The organism is Halorubrum gandharaense (assembly GCF_054654575.1).
Genome location: NZ_BAAIET010000002.1, coordinates 1 through 16367, shown reverse-complemented (window position 1 = coordinate 16367; position 16367 = coordinate 1). Strand labels below are relative to the sequence as shown.

Below are 16367 nucleotides of genomic sequence, written 5' to 3'. Positions count from 1 at the left end.
GGGAGAGCAGCTCAATCGGCAGGACAGCGACGGGACAGCGACGGGGCAGCGACGGTTAATCGGCGACCCACGTTGCACCGACGGTCAGTTGTCGAACCGGGCCTGCACGAACGGTTGGGCGTTCTCGATATCGCCGAGCCGCGAATCCGAGAGCAGGACGGCTTCCGTTTCGTCGATGGGGACCGAGAGGCCCATCTCCTTCGTCCGGCCGTACCGACCCTTCGAGACGACTACCGCGTTGACGATGCCGAGCATGTCGAGCTCGCTGATCAGGTCGGTGACGCGCCGTTGAGTGAGCACGTCGGCGTCGATCTCCTCACAGAGCCGCTTGTAGATGTTGAACACCTCGCCGGTGTTGATGTTGTGGACGCCGTTCTTTTCGAGGAGGATGACGGCAAAGAGGACGATCTTGGACTGAGTGGGAAGCGTGCGGACGACCTCGACGACACGGTCGAGTTCGATCTTGTCCTGGGCCTGTCGGACGTGTTCCTCACCGACCAGTTCCGCCTGCGAGCGCTCGGCGAGCTCGCCGGCGGTCCGCAGGAGGTCGAGCGCCCGCCGGGCGTCACCGTGTTCCTGGGCCGCGAACGCCGCACATAGCGGGATCACGTCGTCGGTGAGCGCGTCGGGTTTGAACGCGATGTCCGCACGATGTTGGAGGATGTCACGGAGCTGATTGGCGTCGTACGGCGGGAAGACGATCTCCTCCTCGCCGAGCGAGGATTTGACGCGAGGGTCGAGAAAGTCGGTGAATTTCAGGTCGTTGGAGATCCCCATGATCGAGATCCGCGAGTTTTCGAGCTCGGAGTTCATCCGCGAGAGATTGTACAGCGTGTCGTCGCCCGATTTCTCGACGAGCTTGTCGATCTCGTCGAGCATGATGACGACGACCCGCTCGTGGTAGTCGACGGCGTCGAAGAACGTCGAGTACACCCGGTCGGTCGGCCACCCCGTCATCGGCACCTCCTCCATTTCCTCCGCGTCCTCCTCGAGCTCGGCGATGCGCTCGTCGAGCGCGTCCAGATCCGCGAACTTCGTGTCGGAAAGGACCTCGCTGGCGCCGCCCGAGCCCGCGGCGTCGACCGCCTCCGACCGGAGCTCCCGGCAGCGCTCGAGCTGGTCGGAAATGAGGTTCTGGTTCTTCTCGATGAACTTGTTCGCGAGTTGGGCGAGGACGCGATACTGCGTGTCCGTCACCTCGCAGTTGATGTACTCGACTTCACACGGCACGTCGTACTTCTGGGAGGTGGATTCGAGCTCCTGGGAGACGAACTTCGCTGAGGCTGTTTTGCCGGTACCCGTTTTCCCGTAGATCAGGATGTTCGAGGGCGTCTCGCCCCGGAGTGCGGAAACCAGAATCGTCGCCATCTGGTTGATCTGGTCGTTCCGGTGGGGGAGCTCGTGGGGCGTGTAGGAGGGGCGCAGCACCTCCTTGTTCTCGAAGATCGGCTCGCCGGAGAGGAGGTCGTCGAACAACCCCTGGTTGTCGTCTTCGTCGTCGAGCACGACGCCGCCGAGGTCGACGTCCGTCGAGGAGCGGTCGCGGCCGCCCCCGGAAACGTCGACGGTCGACGGAGTACTCGCCGGCGACTCGGTCGAGGGGGTCGAGTCGGTTGCGGTGGTCGGGTCGGTTGCGGTGGTCGGGTCGGTTGCGGTGGTCGGGTCGGTTGCGGTGGTCGGGTCGGCCGATTCGGTTGAGTCGGTGTCTGCCAAGCTTCTCTCGATCGGCTCCTCGTCGGCAGTCGTGCGCGCGGCGGGCTCCTCGGATGGAGAGGCGTCTCCAGCGGACGGGTCATCGACCGATTCTCCGGGCGACGGATCATCCCCCCTATTTCCGGTCGAATCCGTCGCTCGGTCCCCCCTGTCCTCGTCGCTTTCGTGTGGATCGGTGTCTTTTTCGTCCATGGTGAACCCCTCTGTTTCGAGTGGAGACGCGAACCCGTGACCCGGATACGTCGCCGTTGCGGCCGTGTCACGGCCATCCTACGGCAAAGAAGTCCCGAGTCGCGTCCAATTGATGCACTCGAACCAGATGAACAGGTGGCACAAAAGTGTTCCTCTCCACATCGGATGCAGCGGATCCGAAATTAGGGTTCGAGTAGGTGCCGCCACTCAAGCCGGCTGTACGGACCGGGAGATCGCGGGACATCATGGGAAATTGGGCTGAAAGTCGTTGGCACAAAATCCGTGACGTAACCGAGAGCCACCGTAGACCTAGGGGCAGGGAGCCGTTCGGTTGGGGGTGGGGAGCGGTCCGGTTGGAGATGGGGAGACGTTCGAAGTGAAACAAGGGGTCAAATAGTGATTAAGCGCATGCGCGCACACGAAGGAAGGGTGTGAGAGACGGTCAACGAACCTTCGTTCGAGGTCTCCGGGACTCGAAACGGTGGGGGGTACGCAAAGGCTAGACCGGAACGGGAAGGACGGTTCGAGCTCGGATTCCGGAACGAACGACTTCACCGGTTTGTGATCGTTTCTCAAACAGACAAACCGACACGTCAACTGCCAACGGGGATATGACGGATTCCAATAGACCCCCCCCACCCCTTCGTTTCGGGTGGAACGCGGAAATGGTGGGTGGGGGAGGGGCAGACGGACGGCGTTAGAACCGGTGGTTTTACCACACATACTGAATAACAGTATCCGCAAACCAATTGGAAAGAAGATTTAGGGTTAGTGTGGTCTGGTTCGAAGTGGAAAGGACGGCACGAACCCGCTGAACGACCACCACCCCACCCCACCACCAACCGTCTCCACCCGAAACGAAGGGGTGGGGGAGGCCCCCGACGTGTCCCTCATCATCCGTCAACGAGTTGCTTCGAAGTCTGGTATGGGGTTCGACTGGGGCACTCACTGACCGCCGGCGATCGCCGGCGGTCTTGCCCACCCCTGCTTCAAGTCCGTGGTCTGGTTCCGTCCACCTCGCTCGTTCCTCCGTTCCTCCATTCTTCCGTTGCTTCGAGCCCTTGGTGGGTCGTTCGTCGACCGTGATGCTACCGAATTCGAGGCGTTCCACTTCGGCCGCCGGAGCTCGACGACCTTACCTGACGACTTCTCGCGTCCGAACGTGTTTCCTCCGAAACCGGCGTCTTTCCGTATTTTGGGGTGTCTGACGCAGTTGTTAAGTGAGAGGGGCGCAGAAACCGACTATATTCCCCGCACGCACGCGGGAGAACCAACAGCATTCGGAGGTTAGGATGGGACTGCTCACGAATCTCAAAGACAGCATTTCACGGGTCACGGACGGGCTGTTCGCCGACGACGAGCCCAAGCGGATCGGCATCTACGGGCCGCCGAACGCCGGAAAGACGACCCTCGCGAACCGTATTGCACGCGACTGGACGGGTGACGCCGTCGGGCCGGAGAGCCACATTCCACACGAAACGCGCCGCGCCCGGCGCAAGGAGAACGTCGTCATCGAGCGCGACGGCCGACAGGTGACGATCGACATCGTCGACACGCCAGGAGTCACCACGAAGGTCGACTACAAGGAGTTCCTTGACCACGACATGGAGAAGGACGATGCCGTTCGCCGCTCCCGCGAGGCGACCGAGGGCGTCGCCGAGGCCATGCACTGGCTCCGCGAGGACGTCGACGGCGTCATCTACGTCCTCGACTCGTCGACGGACCCGTTCACGCAGGTGAACACGATGCTCATCGGGATCATCGAGTCACAGGATCTGCCCGTGCTCATCCTCGCGAACAAGACGGACCTACCCGAGTCGAACGTCCAGCGTATCGCCAACGCCTTCCCCCAGCATGAGACGATTCCGCTCTCGGCGCTGGAGGGTGAGAACATGGACGAAGTGTACTCGAAGATCGCGGAGTACTTCGGATAATGCCGGGTGCAAAACCCGACGTGGACGAGGAGAACGGCGACGACGGCGTTCGCATCGACATGATAAGCGGCGCCCGGATGGAGGGGCTCACGAGCATGGAGAAGATCCGGCTCATCCTCGACGGCGTCCGCGAGGGGAACATTGTCATCCTTGAGGAGGGACTCTCTCCGGACGAGGAGTCAAAGCTCATCGAGGTGACGATGACGGAGATCAGCCCGGACGACTTCACCGGCATCGAGATCGAGACGTATCCGAAGGCGGAGGCGACCGACCAGAGCTTCCTCGACAAGCTGATGGGCCGGGAGTCGACGAAAAAGCTCACCGTCATCGGACCCGCTAACCAGATCGAGACGCTCCACAAAGACGAGAACTTGATCAGCACGCTCGTCTCCCGCAAGTAAATGCCGCATCAGTGTACCTCCTGTGGCCGGACGTTTGCCGACGGTTCCAAGGAGATGCTCTCAGGCTGTCCCGACTGTGGCGGCAACAAGTTCCAGTTCCAGCCGAAAGGAGCAACCAGCGACGCGCCGGCGACGGGCGACGAACCCTCCAGCCCGGACGCTTCCTCCCCTCCCGACGCTTCCTCCAGCCCGGACGCTCCCACTCCACACGACGACGCCCCATCTCCGGCGGAGCGCTCGGCGACGTCGAGCGCATCCACTCGAAACAACGGGGGGTCCGACGCCGACGACGGGCGAACCGAATCGGCGGGGGCGGACTCTCGCGAGGGAACCACCGAGCCCGTCGACGCGCCGTCGACGGACCGGCGCCGCGGTGCGGCGGAATCCGCGGAGGCGGCTGACGGCGAGGACACCGCGCAGGCGAGCGCTCGTTCCGATGTCGTCAGTCCCGACGAACTCGACCGTGCGGCCCGTGAGCCCGCCGGCGAGTCGGCGTCGGATGACGCCGACGGCGAGGAGCATCGGCCCAACATCGGTGATCTCCGTGAGGAGCTCAACGACCAGTTCGAGAGCATTCGGATCGTCAGTCCCGGAAAGTACGAGCTCAACCTGATGGAGCTGTACGACAGACAGGAGTACATCATCTCGTTGCAGGAGGACGGTCGCTACGTCATCGAGATGCCCGACGCTTGGGGCGCTTCCGACGACGAATAGCCGCCAGTCCGCCTTCGCCTCCTTTCCCCAGCCATCCGAATCCCCTTCACTTCCGGTGGAGATCTCCTTCTGGCGCCACATGCTGCCGATCCGTGGGACAACACCCGAATGCTCTCCACCCGAAGGCTCTCCACCCGAATGCTCTCCATGTGTGGACCCGGGGGATCCCATATACCGGGTCCACCACGTACCTGGGCGACCCTTGACGGAGAGGACACAGTTATGCGGCTCCCTCCGCTACGGAGTCGCATGTTTGTGGACGAATCATCTCACGTCTCTCGACCGGCCGGCGTCGCACGACGCGGAGGGCACGGATGCGCGTAGTCGCAAAGTTCGGCGGGACGAGCCTCGGCAGCGGTGACCGGATCAACCGTGCGGCCGACTCGGTCGCGAACGCCGTCGAAGCGGGCCACGAGATCGCCGTCGTCGCCAGCGCGATGGGGTCGACGACCGACGACCTGCTCGAGGACATCACCTTCGAGACGGACGAGGCTGACCGCTCGGAGATCGTCTCGATGGGCGAACGGACCAGCGTCCGGATGCTGAAAGCCGCCCTCGCCGCTCGCGGGATCGACGCCGTCTTTCTCGAACCCGGCCACCCCGACTGGCCGGTGATCACCAACGAGCGCGGCGAGGTCGACGTCGAGGAGACGCGCAAGCGCGCGAAGGCGGTCGCCGCCGACCTCGACGGCGTGGTCCCCGTCATCACCGGGTTCCTCGCGGAGGACCACGAGGGGAACGTGACGACGCTCGGTCGCGGCGGCTCCGACACCACTGCCGTGATGCTGGGCAACTACATGGACGCCGACGAGGTCGTCATCGTCACCGACGTGGAGGGCGTGATGACCGGCGACCCCCGCGTGGTCGAGGGGGCGCGAAACGTCGGGCGGATCACCGTCGACGAGCTCCGAAACCTCTCGTTCCGCGGCGCCGAAGTGGTCGCTCCCTCGGCGCTGTCGTACAAGGACGGTACCCTCGACGTTCGGGTCGTCCACTACCAGCACGGCGACCTACTCCGTGGGGGAACCCGGATCGAGGGCCAGTTCGAGAGCCTGATCGACATGCGCGAGGAGCCGCTGGCGTGTCTCACCGTCGCCGGGCGCGCGATCCGCAACCGGCCGGGAATCCTCTCGGAGCTCTCCAACCCGCTTCGCGAGGAGGGGATCAACGTGGACGCGGTCGCCTCCGGGATGGACTCCGTGACGTTCTACGTCGACGTCGACCTCGCGGAAACGACTGAGGCGCTGCTTCACGACGCGGTCGTCGCGGACGACGCGCTCTCGTCGGTGACGGTCGACGACCCGATCGCGGTCATTCGCGTCACCGGCGGCGAGCTCCCCAACCAGCCGGGCGTGATCCAGAAGGTGATCGGCCCGCTGGGCGAGGCGGGGATCAACATCATCGACCTGATCACGAGCGCGACGAGCGTCGCCGTGTTCGTCGATTGGGAGGACCGCGAGGCCGCGCTCGAAATCGTCCAACAGCAGCTCGACTGACTGGGCCTTCCTTTTTCGTCACGCACCGGTTCCGGCGGGGAACCAGGCGTCATGCTCCGACAGCAGCGCCGTCGTGCGCGCCGGGCGCTCGGCGACCCACGCCGCGCCCGCCAGCTGCTCGTTGTCGATGACGATCGAGCCGGCGTCACGAACCGCGTCGAACACCGCGTACACGAGGTGGATCCGGTCGTCGTCTCTCCGGCCGTCGCCCCCATTCGTCGTGGCTGCGGAATCGACGACGACCCGGTCGACGCGCAAACACCCGTCGATGTCGGGGACGACGCCCGTCAGCTCGCGTGTTGCTCGCGTTGCGGCCGATTCGAAGGTGCCCGAGGATTCGCGCTCAGCGCCTGGCAGCGTCCAGCGGTGCTCGTCGCGCTCCATCACGACCAGCACGCGCGGAGTCTTCCCTCGGTCGTCGCGAACGCGGACGGAGGCGGTGCCGACGTACCCCGCCCGCGCTCGCTCGCGGAGCTCGGCGAACCGATCTCCCGGCACGGTCCGCTGCGCATCCACCACGTGGGCGTCGGGATAGGCGTCCCGGAGCCGACGGAGCCGCCGGTCGACGTCCGCGCGGTTGATCTCCATACCGAAACCTTGGTCTCAGAGGGCTTAAAAGTCGGATACCCGATAAACTTCGGGGGCGGGTGGTCGAGGCCACCGTTCAGTCGCGATTGCGGCCACCGTTCAATCGCTTGTCGACGTCGTTCAGTCGTGATCGTCGACGCCGTCAGATTTCCCGTCAGGATCCAGCCGGTACCGCGACGTTGGCCGGCCTTCGAATCGGGGACCCGGTCCGACGTGTTCGAACCCGGCAGCCTCGACGGCGGCGCTCCCCTCATCGTCGCCGTCGGCGACGACCGCCTCGACGACCATCCCCTCCCGGGCGGCGAACCGGCGTGGCTCCTCGAACAGTCGGTCGGTCGCCGCCCGCGAGCCGGCGAAGTCGGTGACGTGGACGGCGTCCGCGTGCACGTCGAAGGCGAGAAAGCCGGTTGCGCCGTCCGCACCGCTGGCGTCACCCTTCCCACCGACATCGCTGTCCGCGCCGGCGCCGTCGGTTTCGCCGCTCCCGGCTGCCGACTCCGCCACTGCAACGCGCACCGATCGCTCGTGGACGAGATCGGCCATCACCTCCGTCGGTCGGTCGGCGAGGCGGGCGAGCGCCTCGGCGTCCGATTCGAGTGCGTCACGGATCCGCATAGGACCGCTTTCCGCGGCCGACGACTTAAACTCGTGGTCGGGAGAGCGCGGTTGGAGGAGTCGGCACCTCGATGCGGCAGTCGGGCCGTCGCCTGCTCGCCGGAACTGGATGGTTTTAAGCGAACGGCGCGCACACGCCCACGTATGAGCAAGGCCACCAAGGTCGTTCTCGGTACGGTCGGCGTGTCGACTGTCCTCTCCGTCCTCATCATCCTCTCGTACGTCTTCGGGTGATGTTCTCGCCCCGAGAGCTTCCCGCCGACGTTGAGGCGGTACGGGACCGGCACGCGCCGGACTCTCCCGTGCTCGACGTCGACGCGGACTTCGAGACGCTGCCGCCAGCGGCAGCCGAGGACCTGGGGCTGTTCGTCGACGCGCTCGCGCCGGCGAGCTATCCCGACTCGTGGCTGCCGGATGACGCGCCGGAGCTCCTCCGCCGGTACGCCGGCCCCGACTTTACCATCGGGCTGGCCGGCGGCGGGACCGTCGTGCGCACCACCCAGACCGAACCCCCGACGCTGCTGGTGAAAAAGCGTGCGGAGACGACGCCGGACGACTTCCTCGCGCTCCTGATCGCGGACGGGCTGGTGCAGATCGGCGCGGAGCCGAGCACGAACACTGCGGACCGGCTCCCCGAGACGTTCCTCCCCTTCTTCGGCGAGCTGTATCCCGACCTCGACCGGGCGGTTCGGTCGCCGCCGGCGCCAGACACCGCCACGGACGACGAGAGTGCCGACGTTGCGGCCACCCTCGACACGGGATACGGCCCGAACGACGCCTTCCAGGTGGCGAACGCCCTGTTCGACGCTTGGGTCGGCCTCCACACCCGCGAGGTGTGTGCAGAGTGGGAGGGCGATCACCCGCGGCTGTACGAGACGTGGGTCGACGCCGGCGAGCGCCTCACCGGGCGGCTCGACGGGCTGACGGGCGAAGTGGCGCGCGGCGAGACGGACTTCCCAACCGCGACGGAGTACGCCTGCTCGGCGGTCCGGCACGGACTCGACCTGCCGGCGCCGTTCGACGCCCTCGACACCGCGGCGTACCGCGAGCGCGGCGCTCCCTACGCGGTGAAGTGGGCGGAAAAGACGTTTGCGGCGATGGCGGCGGACGAGTGAGGGCGGCGGACGAGTGAGGACGGCCTCGATTACGAGTTTTCAACCGACACGTCCACGTTGCCGTCCCCGTCGAGTTCGATGACGCCGCCGAACAGGTCACGGAAGCGGTCGAGCGTCGCCACCTCGTGGACCTCCTCGGAGAGGTGGAAGATGCCGACGGCGTCGTGTTTCTCAAGGAGGTCGAGGATGTCGGCGGCGGCCTCGTACACTGCGTCGTCGTCGGCGTAGTACGCCATCTCCGTGAGCGAGTCCACCGAGACGCGGCGCTTGCCGTCGTTCTCCGCGAGGAAGCGCTCGACGCGGTCGACGACGCCGTCGAGGTCGTCGGGCGCCGAGACGTAGTACACCTTCTCGCTGGAGCGCCGGGAGTAGCCCCGCTCGACGGAGATGGTGTCGAGGATGGACGCCTTCTCCTCGTCCACGTCGTAGTATTCCAGCTTCTGCTCGACTTCGCGGGCGGTGGTTCGCGTGGAAACGACCAGGAACGCGTCCGTGTCCGTCTTCAGAAAGTCGGTGTCGATGCGGTCCGTCTCGCCGATACTCGGGTGGACGAGCAGCAGCCCGGTGCCCCCGGGAATCGTCTCCGGTCCGTTCTCGACGGCGAGCGCGTAGTCCATACCGACGGAAGCCGCCGGACCGACTTAACGGTGCGGGGGATTTTCACACGCGGGTGTGGGGTGGGGCTGTACGGGCCCCAGGCTCCGACCCGGTTTCCGTGGTCCGACCCGGCTTTCGCGCTCCGAACCGGTTTCCGCGCTCCGAACCGGTTTCCGCGCTCCGAACCGGTTTTCACCCGGCCGCCCGTGGTCCGCCCATGAGCGTCAGAGAGGAGTTCGACGCGTGGGCCACCTCGGGGAAGGACCGCGGGATGGAGGACCGCCACTGGCACACCGCGAAACACGTGCTCGCCCGGATGCCGGTCGAGGCGGGCGACGCCGTCCTCGACCTCGGGACGGGGTCGGGCTACGCGCTGCGCGCGCTCCGCGAGCGCGGGATCGCCCGCGGTTACGGGCTCGACGGCGCACCCGAGATGGCGCGCAACGCGCGCAGCTACACCGACGACGCGGACGTGGGCTTCCTCGTCGGGGACTTCGACGCGCTCCCGTTCGCGGACGACTCGCTGGACCACGTGGTGACGATGGAGGCGTTCTACTACGCGTCCGACCCGCACAACACCCTTGAGGAGGTGCGACGGGTGCTGAAACCCGGCGGCACGTTCTACTGTGCGGTCAACTACTTCGAGGAGAGTGAGCACACCCACGGGTGGCAGGCGAACATCGCCGTCGAGATGACGCTGTGGAACCGCGAGCAGTATCGGGAGGCGTTCCGTGACGCCGGGCTCCACGTCGCCGCACAGGACACGATCCCGGACCGCGACATCGAGATCCCGCCGGCCGACGCCTTCCCCACCGACAGCTGGGAGACCCGCGAGGCGATGGTCGACCGCTACCGCACGTGGGGGACGCTGCTGACGGTCGGCGTGGTGCCGTAACGGCGGGAGCGGTGACGCGGTCGCGGTTTGGAGAGCGGAGTTTGCGCCGACCGGAGGCGGCGGCGTCCGGCGGCGGATGCCGGCGCCTGACGGCCGAGACGGGCTCGCGAATCGCGTCGGGGTCGCCACGGCTTTGTACCCGCTCGCCGAACGCCGTGGCATGTACGTGCGATTCGACCGCGACACCTGCATCGGAATGTTCCAGTGCGTCGCCGAGTGGGACGGCTTCGAGAAGGACGAACACGACGGTAAGGCGGACCTCCTCGACGCCGAGGAGGTTGCGGAGGACGTGTTCGAGGTCGAGGTGCCCGATGACGAGGAGTTCGAGGCGAAGTTCTCCGCGCGGGTCTGCCCCGTCGACGCCATCGAGGTGTACGACGACGACGGCGAACAGGTGGTGTGAACGACTCGGTCGTCGAGCGCTTTTAAGCGGTTGGTGAGCCGGTTGGTGTGACGTACGGCTTCTAAGCGGTTGGTGAGGGTAGTGCGACGGCAAGCGCGGAGAACGGGACCGCCAAAGCCCTAGCCGGCTCCGGTCGAGGGTTCCGGAAGATGGTCCGGCTCGCTGCTCGCGGCTTCGCCGCTCGCGAATTGCGGTGCTCCCTCCGGTCACACCTCACGACGCTCGCGGGCTGCGACGTCCGTCGTCCCGCTCGCAGTGCTCACGGCTTCGCCGTTCGCTATCGAGGGCTCCCTCCGGTCGCCCTCGCCCCGCTCGCGGGACGCTCGCTGTCGTCCGAAAATCGGAAATTTTCGTGATGACGAGAGAGCGCAGCTCTCTCGAACCACGCGCTCAAAAGGCCTCTCCGCACAGCTCGGCCGTTTGAGTGCTTACGTCGCCCGTCTTCCCGGAGCCGACTACCCCTTTGAGTCCCACCTCGAACAGCACCGCGACCGCACCTCACACCTCCCCAGCCTCGGCGGAGCGCCCGCCGGCGGACCGCACCGCAGCGCCGGCGGGCGCCTGCCTCCCTCGCACTCCGGCTCGCGCCTTATAGGCGCTTGCCGGGCGCCTCGCGTCGGCTTCGCCGCCGCGGCCCGCCGGCGCAAGGCGCCGGCGACGCCACCGCCATTGGCGGGGATTGGTGCTAGGCGTTCCCGCACAACCGAGGCGGTTAAGGGGCAACCGCCGGAACGGTCGGGCAACAATGCCCAGCGGAGAGTACGACCCGGACGTCGCGGAGCCGCACTGGCAGCGGACGTGGGTCGACGAGGAGACGTACGCCTATCCGGAGGAACCGGTCGACCCGAACACCGCCTTCTCCATCGACACCCCGCCGCCGACGGTGTCGGGGAGCCTCCACTGGGGCCACGTGTACGGTTCCATTCTGCAGGACGTCGTCGCGCGCTTCGAGCGGATGAACGGCGGCGAGGTGTTCTACCCGTTCGGCTACGACGACAACGGGATCGCCTCCGAGCGCCTCGCCGAGCGCGAACTCGACATCCGCCATCAGGACTTCGACCGCCGCGAGTTCCAGCAGAAGTGCCGGGAAATCTGTCAGGAGTACGAGGCCGAGTTCACCGAGAAGATGCAGGGCGTCGGGCTCTCCATCGACTGGAACAACACCTACCGCACCATCTCGCCCGAGGTCCAGCGCGTCTCCCAGCTCTCCTTCATCGACCTCTACGAGCAGGGTCGCGAGTACCGCGAGGAGGCGCCGGCGATCTGGTGTCCCGAGTGTGAGACCGCCATCTCGCAGGTGGAGACGGAGGACGACGAGCGCGACTCGCACTTCCACGACATCGAGTTCGGCGTCGCGGACTCCGCCGACGAGGCGGCGGACGACGACGTCTCCGACGCCGGCGACGCGCCGGACGCCTTCATCATCTCGACGACGCGCCCCGAACTCCTCCCCGCCTGCGTCGCCGTCTTCGTCCACCCGGACGACGAGGAGAACGCGGCGCTCGTTGGGGAGCGCGCCGAGGTGCCGCTGTTCGGCCACGAGGTCCCCATCATCGCGGACGAGCGCGTCGACATGGAGACGGGCTCGGGGATCGTGATGTGCTGTACGTTCGGTGACCAGAACGACATCGAGTGGTACCAGATCCACGACCTCGACCTTCGGGTCGCCATCGACGAGTCCGCACACATGACCGACGTGGCCGACAAGTACGAAGGTATGCACGCGGGCGACGCGCGCGAGGCGATCGTCGCCGACCTCGACGACGCCGGCGCGCTGCTGGACCGCTGGGAGATCTCCCACGCGGTGAACGTCCACGAGCGGTGTGGCACGAGCGTGGAGTTCCTCGTCACCGAGCAGTGGTACGTCGAGGTGCTGGACAAACGCGAGGAGTACCTGCAGGCCGGCCGGGAGATGGAGTGGTTCCCCGACAAGATGTTCACCCGGTACGAGCACTGGGTCGAGGGGCTCCAGTGGGACTGGCTCATCTCCCGCCAGCGCTCCTCGGGCATCCCGTTCCCCGTCTGGTACTGCGAGGAGTGCGACGCCGAGGTGATGGCCGAGAAGGCGGATCTCCCGGTCGACCCCCTCTCCGACGACCCGCCCATTGACGCCTGTCCCGAGTGTGGGCACACCGAGTTCGTCCCCGAGGACGACGTGTTCGACACGTGGGCAACCTCCTCGCTCACCCCGCTCATCAACGCGGGTTGGGACTGGGACGCGGACGCCGGCGAGTTCACCATGGAGCGCCCGGAGATCTACCCGATGGACGTGCGCCCGCAGGGCCACGACATCATCTCCTTCTGGCTGTTCCACACCGTCATCAAGTGTTACGAACACACCGGTGAGGTGCCGTTCGACTCCACGATGATCAACGGGATGGTGCTCGACGAGAACCGCGAGAAGATGTCCAAATCGAAAGGGAACATCGTCGCCCCCGACGAGGTGCTCGAGGAGTACCCGGTCGACGCCGCGCGCTACTGGGCCGCCGGATCCGCGGTCGGCGACGACCTCCCGTACCAGGAGAAGGGCCTTCGCGCGGGCGAGAAGCTGATCCGCAAGCTCTGGAACGCCTCGAAGCTCGTCGAGTCGCTGACCGACGAGCCGTATCCCGAGCGTCCCGACAAACTCCGCGAGCTCGACCGCTGGATGCTCGCCGAGCTCGACCGCGAGATCGAGACGCTCACCGGCCAGCTTGAGCGCCGCGAGTTCTCGAAGGCGCGGGACGGCCTCCGGTCGTTCTTCTGGGGCACCTTCTGTGACGACTACCTGGAGATCGCCAAGGAGCGCAACGACGCATCCGCGGCGTACACGCTCGCGGTCGTTCACCGCCGGTTCGTGAAGCTGTTCGCCCCGTTCCTCGCGCACGTCTCCGAGGAGCTGTGGCACGACATGTACGCCGACGAGGCGACCGGCGACGCGACCGACTCCGTCCACCTCGCGGAGTGGCCCGAGCCGCTCGGCGTCGAGGCGGACCACGAGGGCGGCGCCGCCGCCATCGCCGTCGTCGGCGCGCTCCGCCGGTACAAGAGCAACCACCAGCTCCCGCTCAACGCCGACCTCGACGAGGTCGAGGTGTACGCCGACGTGCGCGGCTTCGAGGAGGACGTAACCGGCGTGATGCACGTCTCGGACCTCACCGTCCATCCCGACGTGGAGGCGCCCGTCGAGACGGTCGTGAGCGGTATCGACCTCGACTACTCGCTGGTCGGCCCGAAGTTCGGCGACCAGGTGGGCGAGATCGAGGGTGCGCTCGCGCAGGAGGACTACGAGATCGACGGCGACGAACTCCACGTCGCAGGCGTCACGCTCTCGGGCGAGGAGTTTGAGATCGAACGTGAGCGGCGGTACGAGGGCGACGGCGAGTTCCTCGAGGCCGACGACGTGGTCGTCATCGTTCGCAACGAGGCGTAATCCCAACCGACTCGCTCCCGTTTTACAATCGTCCGTTACAGGTCGGCGCCGACCGCCTCTTCTACGGAGCCGAATCCGTCCCGCTCCAGCAGGTCGATCAGTCCTTCGTTGATCTCGCGGGCGACGCTCGGCCCCTCGTAGACGAGACCGGTGTACAGCTGGACGACTGACGCGCCCGCACGGATCTTCTCGTAGGCGCCCTTCGCGTCCGAGACGCCTCCCACCCCGACCACGGGCACGTCCGTGCGCTCCGCGACGAACCGAACGAGGTCGGTCGCCGTCGACTCGATCGGCTTCCCGGAGAGTCCGCCGCGCTCGACGCGCTCGGGGCTCCGAAGCGAGGAGGAGCGTTCGGTCGTCGTGTTGGTGGCGACGACGCCGTCGAGGTTGAGGTCGTCGACGACTGCTAGCGCGTCCTCGACGGCCGGCTTGGGGAGGTCGGGCGAGAGCTTCACCAAGAGGGGAGACGCGCCCGCGTCCGCGAGCGTTCCGAGAATCTCCTCTAACGCTTCCCGGTTCTGAAGCTCACGGAGCCCGGGCGTGTTGGGACTGGAGACGTTGACGACGAAGTAGTCGCCCGCGTTCGCGACGCGCTCGTACGTGTAGAGGTAGTCGTCGGCCGCCTCCTCTAAGGGGGTCGACTTCGACTTCCCGATGTTGATCCCGAGCGGCACGTCCGGGTGCGGCTCGCGGTCGAGGCGGTCGCCGACGGCGTCGGCACCCTCGTTGTTGAACCCCATCCGGTTGATCAGCGCGCGGTCTTCACGGAGCCGGAACATTCGCGGGCGCGAGTTCCCCGGCTGGCGCTCGGCAGTGACACCGCCGACCTCGACGTGTCCGAACCCGAGCGCGCCGAGCGCCCGTGGCACCTCCGCGTTCTTGTCGAAGCCCGCGGCGACCCCGACCGGGTTCGGGAACGTACAATCGAACGCCTCGGTCATCAGCCGCGGGTTCGAGACGGTGTACCGCTCACGGAGCGCGTCCTCGATGGGTGTATCCTGTGCGGTCCGGAGTAGCCGGTGTGTCGCGTTGTGCGCTGTCTCCGGCGGGAGCGTGAACAACGCCGGTTTCAGCAGGTCGTAGACGCTCATTGGGAGATAGTGGGCGGCAACCGGCAAGAATCCGCCGGCCTTCCGCCGGCATGGCCGAGCACGTTGTTGTGGGATCGCCGTCGGGCGCGACCCTTGTCGGCGGCGCCACCCTCGGCGGCGCCGTCGCCGTCGCTCTGCGTGGCTCGTGTCGTCGAAAGGAGAGGGAGTCAGAAGTCGTGTTCCAGTTCCTCGGGGTCGGAATCCGCCTTCTGGATGATGATCTTCCCGTCACGGACGCGAACGAACACTTCGTCGCCGATCTCCATGCCGGCAACGGCGAGCTCGTCCTCGTGGAGGTTCACGTGGACGTTGTGGTACTCGCCGTGCTCGTCTTTGGCGCCACTCGGGCTGAGCTTCTTCTTGCGAACCATCGCGGTTGTCTGCGTCGAACTTGGCCCGAGGAGGTACATAAGTGTTGTTTACGGCTTAGCACGCTGATAGTTGCGCGCGCGAGCCGTAACCCCCTGATTCCGAGCCGAATTCGGTGTGTTTTCCGTCGACATCCGCCGAAAATCGCCGGCGAGCGCCGTTGTCGTATATAAAAGACAGGTTACACAGTGCTCATTTCCCCGATATATTTATAACACATTGTGTGCTGGGTTGCCATGGAGGTCAAAACCATGGTACGTGAAGATGGTAAACGGAACTTCGCACTTCGCGAGGAGGATGGATCGGAGCCCAGCGTGTTCTCCGGGAGCACGCCGCGACAGGCCGCGCTGAAGGCGGCCCGACGACTCGAGGCTGCGTCTTCCGAGGAGGAAGCTCCTCGTGAAACGCTTCGTCTCCGTGAAAAGGGGACGGACAAGGTCCACAAGTACGAAGGCTGGTCGTGGGAGGAAGAGGCACCGGACAATAGCCCGGACTGGATGCCCGAGGAGATCACCGAGGCAAACGTCTCGAAGCAGGGTATCGAACACCTCGACGAAGCGTAAGTTCCCACGACGAATTCCGCGTTTTTCGAGAGATCCCCGACCACGTAGCGGCTAGGCCGCCGTGCGCGACCGATATCCGGTCGGCCCGACGTGCGTCTGCTATGACTGGCCAGCCGCTGGCAAGACGCTAGAGCTAGACTCCCGTGTGCCGCTCACGCTGATGTGGTCGCCACTTATGGTTGCGTCAATACTTGCTTGCCGATCGCGCATCCCCCCGTTCAGGGATGTTCGTCGGCGAGCGCGAACCCGTGGAAGCACCATGTGAACCT

At 66.1% G+C, this 16367-nt stretch carries 16 protein-coding genes; 10 read left to right on the top strand and 6 right to left on the bottom strand.

Going from position 1 to position 16367, the window contains the following annotated elements; genetic code table 11:
- Positions 1 to 84: 84 nt before the first annotated feature.
- Positions 85 to 1905, bottom strand: a complete 1821-nt coding sequence (locus ACYQ07_RS09125; RefSeq protein ID WP_459880370.1) for a Cdc6/Cdc18 family protein — start codon at positions 1903 to 1905, stop codon at positions 85 to 87.
- Between the two features lie 1292 nt (positions 1906 to 3197).
- Here ACYQ07_RS09125 and ACYQ07_RS09120 point away from each other — a divergent pair.
- From ACYQ07_RS09120 to ACYQ07_RS09105, 4 genes are all read left to right on the top strand, one after another.
- A complete protein-coding gene (locus ACYQ07_RS09120) occupies positions 3198 to 3839 on the top strand; it encodes an Era-like GTP-binding protein (RefSeq protein WP_459880368.1) in 642 nt (213 codons plus the stop codon).
- Positions 3839 to 4240, top strand: coding sequence for a DUF2073 domain-containing protein (locus tag ACYQ07_RS09115; RefSeq protein WP_459880366.1), 402 nt, complete (start codon positions 3839 to 3841; stop codon positions 4238 to 4240). The genes ACYQ07_RS09120 and ACYQ07_RS09115 overlap by 1 nt, the downstream gene beginning before the upstream one ends.
- Positions 4241 to 4954: an OapC/ArvC family zinc-ribbon domain-containing protein gene (locus ACYQ07_RS09110; protein ID WP_459880363.1), complete on the top strand. Its 714-nt coding sequence runs from the start codon at positions 4241 to 4243 to the stop codon at positions 4952 to 4954.
- 314 nt (positions 4955 to 5268) lie between these two features.
- The gene (locus ACYQ07_RS09105) at positions 5269 to 6450 is read left to right on the top strand and encodes an aspartate kinase (protein ID WP_459880360.1); all 1182 of its coding nucleotides are present in this window, start codon (positions 5269 to 5271) and stop codon (positions 6448 to 6450) included.
- A gap of 18 nt (positions 6451 to 6468) precedes the next feature.
- Here ACYQ07_RS09105 and ACYQ07_RS09100 read toward each other — a convergent pair whose 3' ends face one another.
- Both ACYQ07_RS09100 and ACYQ07_RS09095 read right to left on the bottom strand, forming a co-directional pair.
- Positions 6469 to 7038, bottom strand: coding sequence for an NUDIX domain-containing protein (locus ACYQ07_RS09100; protein WP_459880358.1), 570 nt, complete (start codon positions 7036 to 7038; stop codon positions 6469 to 6471).
- A 120-nt stretch (positions 7039 to 7158) separates the two neighbouring features.
- Positions 7159 to 7653: a hypothetical protein gene (locus ACYQ07_RS09095; protein WP_459880355.1), complete on the bottom strand. Its 495-nt coding sequence runs from the start codon at positions 7651 to 7653 to the stop codon at positions 7159 to 7161.
- Between the two features lie 144 nt (positions 7654 to 7797).
- Here ACYQ07_RS09095 and ACYQ07_RS09090 point away from each other — a divergent pair, with 144 nt between their 5' ends.
- Both ACYQ07_RS09090 and ACYQ07_RS09085 read left to right on the top strand, forming a co-directional pair.
- Positions 7798 to 7887: a hypothetical protein gene (locus ACYQ07_RS09090; protein WP_459880353.1), complete on the top strand. Its 90-nt coding sequence runs from the start codon at positions 7798 to 7800 to the stop codon at positions 7885 to 7887.
- Positions 7887 to 8768 carry a DUF7089 family protein gene (locus tag ACYQ07_RS09085; RefSeq protein WP_459880350.1) on the top strand — a complete coding sequence of 294 codons (882 nt, stop codon included), beginning with the start codon at positions 7887 to 7889 and terminating at the stop codon, positions 8766 to 8768. The genes ACYQ07_RS09090 and ACYQ07_RS09085 overlap by 1 nt, the downstream gene beginning before the upstream one ends.
- 29 nt (positions 8769 to 8797) lie before the next feature.
- On the opposite strand, the gene ACYQ07_RS09080 is transcribed toward ACYQ07_RS09085, so the two are convergent.
- Positions 8798 to 9385: a DUF7090 family protein gene (locus ACYQ07_RS09080; protein ID WP_459880347.1), complete on the bottom strand. Its 588-nt coding sequence runs from the start codon at positions 9383 to 9385 to the stop codon at positions 8798 to 8800.
- A 197-nt stretch (positions 9386 to 9582) separates the two neighbouring features.
- Here ACYQ07_RS09080 and ACYQ07_RS09075 point away from each other — a divergent pair, with 197 nt between their 5' ends.
- From ACYQ07_RS09075 to ACYQ07_RS09065, 3 genes are all read left to right on the top strand, one after another.
- Positions 9583 to 10260, top strand: coding sequence for a class I SAM-dependent methyltransferase (locus ACYQ07_RS09075; protein ID WP_459880344.1), 678 nt, complete (start codon positions 9583 to 9585; stop codon positions 10258 to 10260).
- A gap of 160 nt (positions 10261 to 10420) precedes the next feature.
- Entirely contained in the window at positions 10421 to 10663 is a 243-nt protein-coding gene (locus ACYQ07_RS09070; protein ID WP_459880341.1) for a ferredoxin, read from the top strand.
- Between the two features lie 745 nt (positions 10664 to 11408).
- On the top strand, positions 11409 to 14075 hold the full coding sequence (locus ACYQ07_RS09065; RefSeq protein WP_459880338.1) for a valine--tRNA ligase: 2667 nt from the start codon (positions 11409 to 11411) through the stop codon (positions 14073 to 14075).
- A 35-nt stretch (positions 14076 to 14110) separates the two neighbouring features.
- Here the strand turns inward: ACYQ07_RS09065 and ACYQ07_RS09060 are convergent, their stop codons facing one another.
- Both ACYQ07_RS09060 and ACYQ07_RS09055 read right to left on the bottom strand, forming a co-directional pair.
- The gene (locus tag ACYQ07_RS09060) at positions 14111 to 15166 is read right to left on the bottom strand and encodes a quinone-dependent dihydroorotate dehydrogenase (protein ID WP_459880335.1); all 1056 of its coding nucleotides are present in this window, start codon (positions 15164 to 15166) and stop codon (positions 14111 to 14113) included.
- Positions 15167 to 15333: 167 nt separating this feature from the next.
- Positions 15334 to 15537 (bottom strand): hypothetical protein, encoded by a 204-nt coding sequence (locus ACYQ07_RS09055; RefSeq protein ID WP_459883038.1) that lies wholly within the window; start codon positions 15535 to 15537, stop codon positions 15334 to 15336.
- A 249-nt stretch (positions 15538 to 15786) separates the two neighbouring features.
- Between ACYQ07_RS09055 and ACYQ07_RS09050 the strand changes: the two genes are divergently transcribed.
- Complete coding sequence (locus tag ACYQ07_RS09050) at positions 15787 to 16098, top strand: non-histone chromosomal MC1 family protein (RefSeq protein WP_459880332.1); 312 nt, start codon at positions 15787 to 15789, stop codon at positions 16096 to 16098.
- Positions 16099 to 16367: the final 269 nt, after the last annotated feature.